Annotated in this window: 5 protein-coding genes and 1 pseudogene; 1 reads left to right on the plus strand and 5 read right to left on the minus strand. The window is 69.6% G+C overall.

The window, feature by feature from the left end:
- Positions 1–116: 116 nt before the first annotated feature.
- Positions 117–215 (plus strand): annotated as a pseudogene (locus ACFV6I_RS37780) (IS5/IS1182 family transposase); the annotation flags it as partial.
- Positions 216–299: 84 nt separating this feature from the next.
- Here the strand turns inward: ACFV6I_RS37780 and ACFV6I_RS37785 are convergent.
- The 5 genes from ACFV6I_RS37785 to ACFV6I_RS37805 all read right to left on the minus strand — a co-directional run bounded on the left by ACFV6I_RS37785 (position 300) and on the right by ACFV6I_RS37805 (position 4,611).
- A complete protein-coding gene (locus tag ACFV6I_RS37785; RefSeq protein ID WP_380430628.1) occupies positions 300–1,820 on the minus strand; it encodes a glycosyl hydrolase family 18 protein in 1,521 nt (506 codons plus the stop codon).
- Between the two features lie 826 nt (positions 1,821–2,646).
- Positions 2,647–3,465, minus strand: a complete 819-nt coding sequence (locus tag ACFV6I_RS37790; RefSeq protein WP_380430631.1) for a hypothetical protein — start codon at positions 3,463–3,465, stop codon at positions 2,647–2,649.
- A gap of 329 nt (positions 3,466–3,794) precedes the next feature.
- Positions 3,795–4,028 (minus strand): DUF397 domain-containing protein, encoded by a 234-nt coding sequence (locus ACFV6I_RS37795; protein WP_380430633.1) that lies wholly within the window; start codon positions 4,026–4,028, stop codon positions 3,795–3,797.
- A gap of 20 nt (positions 4,029–4,048) precedes the next feature.
- Entirely contained in the window at positions 4,049–4,282 is a 234-nt protein-coding gene (locus tag ACFV6I_RS37800) for a DUF397 domain-containing protein (protein ID WP_380430635.1), read from the minus strand.
- A gap of 20 nt (positions 4,283–4,302) precedes the next feature.
- Positions 4,303–4,611: a DUF397 domain-containing protein gene (locus ACFV6I_RS37805; protein WP_380430637.1), complete on the minus strand. Its 309-nt coding sequence runs from the start codon at positions 4,609–4,611 to the stop codon at positions 4,303–4,305.
- Positions 4,612–4,634: the final 23 nt, after the last annotated feature.

Raw genomic sequence — 4,634 nt, forward strand, 5'->3', positions numbered from 1 at the left:
CACCCCCGCGCCCGGTGGGACACCCCCTTCCAGGACTCCCCGCCCCCCCCCCCCGCCCCGCCCCCCGGCCCGCCGGCCGCCGGGGCGCCCGGCGAGGCCCTCGGACGGTCCCGAGGCGGTCGCACCACGCCGTCGCGACCAGGTATGACAAGCGCGTGTACATCTTCCTCGGCACGGTCACTGTCGCCGCACTGGTCATCTGGCTCCGCTCATGATCGCGCGGACAGAACCTAGGGGACCGACGACGGGCATCACGGGACCTCCCGTGTTGCCCGCGGTGCGGACGGCGCCGCCCGCCGTCAGCTGCGGCCGGTGACGTAGAGGGGCTTCATGTCGACGACCGTCGCGGTGACGGTGTGCCCCAGGCCCTCGCGGGCGGCGTTGGTGAGCACGCCGGGGTCGGCCTCGGCGTGCTCGGCGAACAGGCCGCCGAGGCCCCGGGCGCGGGCGTACTCGGCCTTGGCGCGGACGGAGCGCGGGGTGTCGAGGGAGAGGAAGACGCCGGTGCTGGGGTTGTGGAGGTAGTCGGCGTCGGCGACGGCGTCCGTGTACAGCTCGAAGCCGTTGCGGCCCTTGCCCTGCTCCAGGTCGAGGTAGTTGCGCAGCACGTCGGCCCAGGTGCTCGTGCCGGGCGCGAAGGAGCCGACCGTCTCGCCCGAGCCGTTGTCGTACCTGCCGCGCAGGGGCGAAATGCCGGTGATGTGCGCGTGCTTGGCGTTGCGGGTGGTGGTGGCGTAGCCGAGGTGGATGCGGTGAGGAGCCACGCCGGCCTGCTCGATGAGGTGGGTGACGGCGTTGTCGACGCAGTCCGTCTGGCTGCTGTTCCGGTCGCGGCGCAGCGAGGTGTGGTGCCCGAGCTTCTCGGACCAGGGGCTGCCGAAGAAGTCGAAGGACATCAGGTCCAGCCGGTCGGCGCCGGCCTCGATGAGGAGCGGGACGTTCATCGCGTCCAGTTGGGCTGAGGAGGCCGGCACCGCGACGGCGATCGTGGCGCTCAGGTCGGCGGCGGACAGCGCGGCCCTGGTCTCGCGGATCAGCTCGGCGAAGTTCCCGGCGTCCTCCGGGCCGTACCCGGCCTCCGGGGCGCCGGCCGAGCCGGGCCAGCGCCAGTCCAGGTGGAGGGTGGAGAACATCGGGAAGGCACGGAAGATCCGTACGACGGACTGGGCGAACCGCCGCCGGGAGGCGGGCTCCTGGGCGATGGCGTGGAACGCCTCGCTCAGGTCCCAGCCGCCGATGTGCAGGCCGACAGAGAGGTCCGGGTTGCGCTCCTTGAGGCGCCGGGCGGCGCCCAGCAGGCCCTGGGCCTTCGGCTGGGTGAACAGGTCCTGGTAGTCGTTGGAGACCCAGCCGTCGAACCCGTAGCCGAGGTAGGCGGCCGCCGCGCTCCAGGCGTCGATGAAGGTCACGGCGCCGCGCTCGGAGGAGGCGATGCCGAAGTCCTGGGCGGCCTGGGAGGTGGCGGCCGCCAGGCTGCCCTGGCCGCCGACGAGGCCGACCAGGCCGAGGACGATCTCGTCGAAGGCGCCGTTCGCGGCCTCCAGCCGGGTCAGGTCCGCGCCCGGCCCGCCGGTGGGGCCGCCGGTGTCGTCCGTCAGGCGGCTGTCGTAGGCCCAGGTGGTGTCCAGGAAGCCGGACACGGTCTGCTCGCCGCTGCGGTGGTAGGTGTTGAAGGCGGGCTTGGCGACCCGGCAGGGGGTGTAGGAGAGCTTCGAGTCCTCCCGCGCCGGGTCGAAGCCGTTCATCTTGTACGTGCGTTCGGCTGCGTCCACGGCGTGGCCGTTGAGGCCGGGGTCGGACGGGTACACCAGCTCGCTCATGGCATGCGCTCCCTGTGGTGGTGATGACGGAATGCGCCCGGATCGACGCCGGGCGTGATCACGCTTGGGAGCGTAATGGCGGGAGCTGTGCGTGTGGGGCAGTTCGGATGAACTGGTTGACGGTCGATCAGATGAGCGGTAATGCCGACGCCGCTCGCCGCGGGGCATGCGGTGAGCGGCGCCGGGTGCGGCCTCGGGGATCAGTGGAACCAGCCTGCTGGTGACCGGTTGTGATCGCCGGCGCCGTATCGGCTCCAGGTCCCGGCCCTCGGTCAGTGGTTCGCATCGAGGGCGCCGTTGGCGAGCAGTGCGCGGAGTTTGAGGACGGTTTCGGCGCCTGACCCTCGACGCCGACGGCGTTTCGAGGAGGCGCCGGGCACCTCCAGCGGCCTCCAACCCCTCCAGCGCCCGAAGTTCCGCGAACCGCTTACCTGCGCGCGGCCGGGCGAGACCGTGCACATCTGCGAGATGTTCCGCCTCGTACGCGGCACCGGGCACATCCTCGACGTGCTCGATGTCCTCGATGTCCTCGACGTCCTCGACGTGCTCCACCGCGACCGCCTCGCCCTGCACCGTCCCCGAGCTGCCGGTCACGCTCGAAATACCGGGCACGGTCGCCGACTTCCTCCGCACCACCGGGCTGGAGTCCGCCGGCCCACCGCCCTCGATCAGGGCGTCACGGTGCGGCGCGGCCAGGGCTACACCCTGCGCGTCACCGCCGTCCCCGCGGTCCACCGCCAGCTGCTCGACGGCACTCAGAAGCTGTTGTCGTACCGATCAAGTGGCTTGCCGATCGAACGAGGGTCTCGATCGAGTGATCGAGGGCTCAGGGAACGTCCAAGTCCACACCGGCAAGCTCCGGCATCGCCCGGAGGAAGTCCGGAACACTTGCGAGTTCGTCCAGGCGCAGTTCATATGCCGAGATCCTGCGCGCATAGTCGGCAGCCAGGTCATCGACCCGGTGCCGCAGATCGGCGCGCGACGCCACCATGACCGAGTCGTAGTAGTCGAAATCCGAGCCGATCGTCAGGTCCACGAACACCCCTTCTCCCTCAAGGACTTCGGCCAGAGTAGGGGGAGTCGGGCCGCTCAACGCGCTCACCAGACGCTGGCGACGCTCCGGTCCGGGGGCGACTGCGAACACCGTGGTCTCCGACGAGGCATCGAAGATCACCGCATGCAGCGCGGATACCAGGTCGCGAGGCGTCGACAACCGGAACAAGCCTGCACGACCGGCATGGTCCAGCTCCGCGGCGGTCGGCTCCACCCGAAGGGGCTTTGCCGTACGACCAGGTACGAAGCCCTTGTCCCGTGTGGTGGCGGTCGGCGCTTTGGCGTCGACCTCGTACTCCCAGCTCACCAGCATCGGCGTTTGCTCCAGGAAACGCTCGGCGTCGTCGCGGTAGTAGGTCGGGATCGCATAGCGGTCCAGGCCGGCCGTCAGACGCCACACCAGGCCCACGTAGACGGCGACTTCCTCCATGTTGTTGTTGTTCACCGCCCACTCGGTGTAGGGCGTCTCTTCCTCAGGCCATTCCTGCCACAGGCCAGGCCAGTGCCGAGTCACCGCCAGGTCATTGCCGGGGAGGTAGTGGAAGAGATGGACGCCGTCTGTCGTGGCGGCCTCGAAGCGGATCGGATGCACCGCGCCAACCTAGCCTCGGGCAGCTCGGCGACGCTCCACAATTTCGTGCCCGAGAGGCCAGGCGGCCGGGATCAGCGATCCCGTAACCACGTCACTCCCCGCCTTTCTCGATCGGGTGAGCGGTTCTTCGCCCACCTGATGCGAAGCCGTCGCCTCGTGCGGGACTTCGAACGCTCCACCACCAGCGCGGAGGCGATGGTCTACTGGTCGGCGACGATGCTCATGACCCGGCGCCTTGCCCAGCCACGGCCTTCGCTAGCGTGAACCGGCCCGGTGCCAGCAACAGCCACTCAGGGCTTCCCGGCGGTCCCGGCCCGGGCGGTGGGTGGTCAGGCGGTGAAGCGGGGGTTGCGGGCTTCGATGGTTTGGACGAAGGCGGTCCATTCGGCCTGGTCGAAGGCGAGGTGGGGGCGGCCGGGATTCTTGTCGTCGCCGAGCCAGACGTCGCCGTTGTCGAAGCGGGCGATGATCACGCAGTTGCCATTGGAGTCGCCGGAGAAGGGGGACTTGGTCCAGTCGGCGTCGGCGGGGTTGTGGTCGTAGGGGTCGTGGCGGTCGCGCATCTTGGCCTCCCGATGGGTGGTCAGGCGGTGAAGCGGGGGTCGTGGGCTTCGATGGCCTGGACGAAGGCGGTCCATTCGGCCTGGTCGAAGGCGAGGTGGGGGCGGTTCGGGTTCTTGTCGTCACTGAGCCAGACGTCGCCGTTGTCGAAGCGCGAGATGATGACGCAACTGCCGTTGTCGTCACCGGAGAACGGGGATTTGACCCACTCGGCGTCGGCGGGGTTGTGGCTGTACGGGTCGTTTCGGTCGGGCATCTTGGCCTCCCGGCGGGCGGTTAGGCGGTGAAGCGGGGGTCGTGGGCTTCGATGGCTTGGACGAAGGCGGTCCATTCGGCCTGGTCGAAGGCGAGGTGGGGGCGGTTCGGGTTCTTGTCGTCACTGAGCCAGACGTCGCCGTTGTCGAAACGCGCGATAACCACGCAGTTGCCGTTACCTTCCCCGGAGAACGGGGACTTGACCCACTCAACGCTGGCGGGGCTGTGGTCGTAGGGATCGTTTCGGTCGCGCATCCGGGCCTCCCGGCGGGCGGTTAGGCGGTGAAGCGGGGGTCGTGGGCTTCGATGGCTTGGACGAAGGCGGTCCATTCGGCCTGGTCGAAGGCGAGGTG

The organism is Kitasatospora sp. NPDC059803, from assembly GCF_042732255.1.
In the GTDB taxonomy this organism is placed as follows: Bacteria; Actinomycetota; Actinomycetes; order Streptomycetales; family Streptomycetaceae; genus Kitasatospora.

Bases quoted from the DNA above. Each gene is read 5' to 3' on its own strand.
- ACFV6I_RS37785 (WP_380430628.1), bottom strand. From the start codon at position 1,820: ATGAGCGAGCTGGTGTACCCGTCCGACCCCGGCCTCAACGGCCACGCC.
- ACFV6I_RS37795 (WP_380430633.1), bottom strand. From the start codon at position 4,028: ATGCGCGACCGCCACGACCCCTACGACCACAACCCCGCCGACGCCGAC.
- ACFV6I_RS37800 (WP_380430635.1), bottom strand. From the start codon at position 4,282: ATGCCCGACCGAAACGACCCGTACAGCCACAACCCCGCCGACGCCGAG.
- ACFV6I_RS37805 (WP_380430637.1), bottom strand. From the start codon at position 4,611: ATGGACCGCCTTCGTCCAAGCCATCGAAGCCCACGACCCCCGCTTCAC.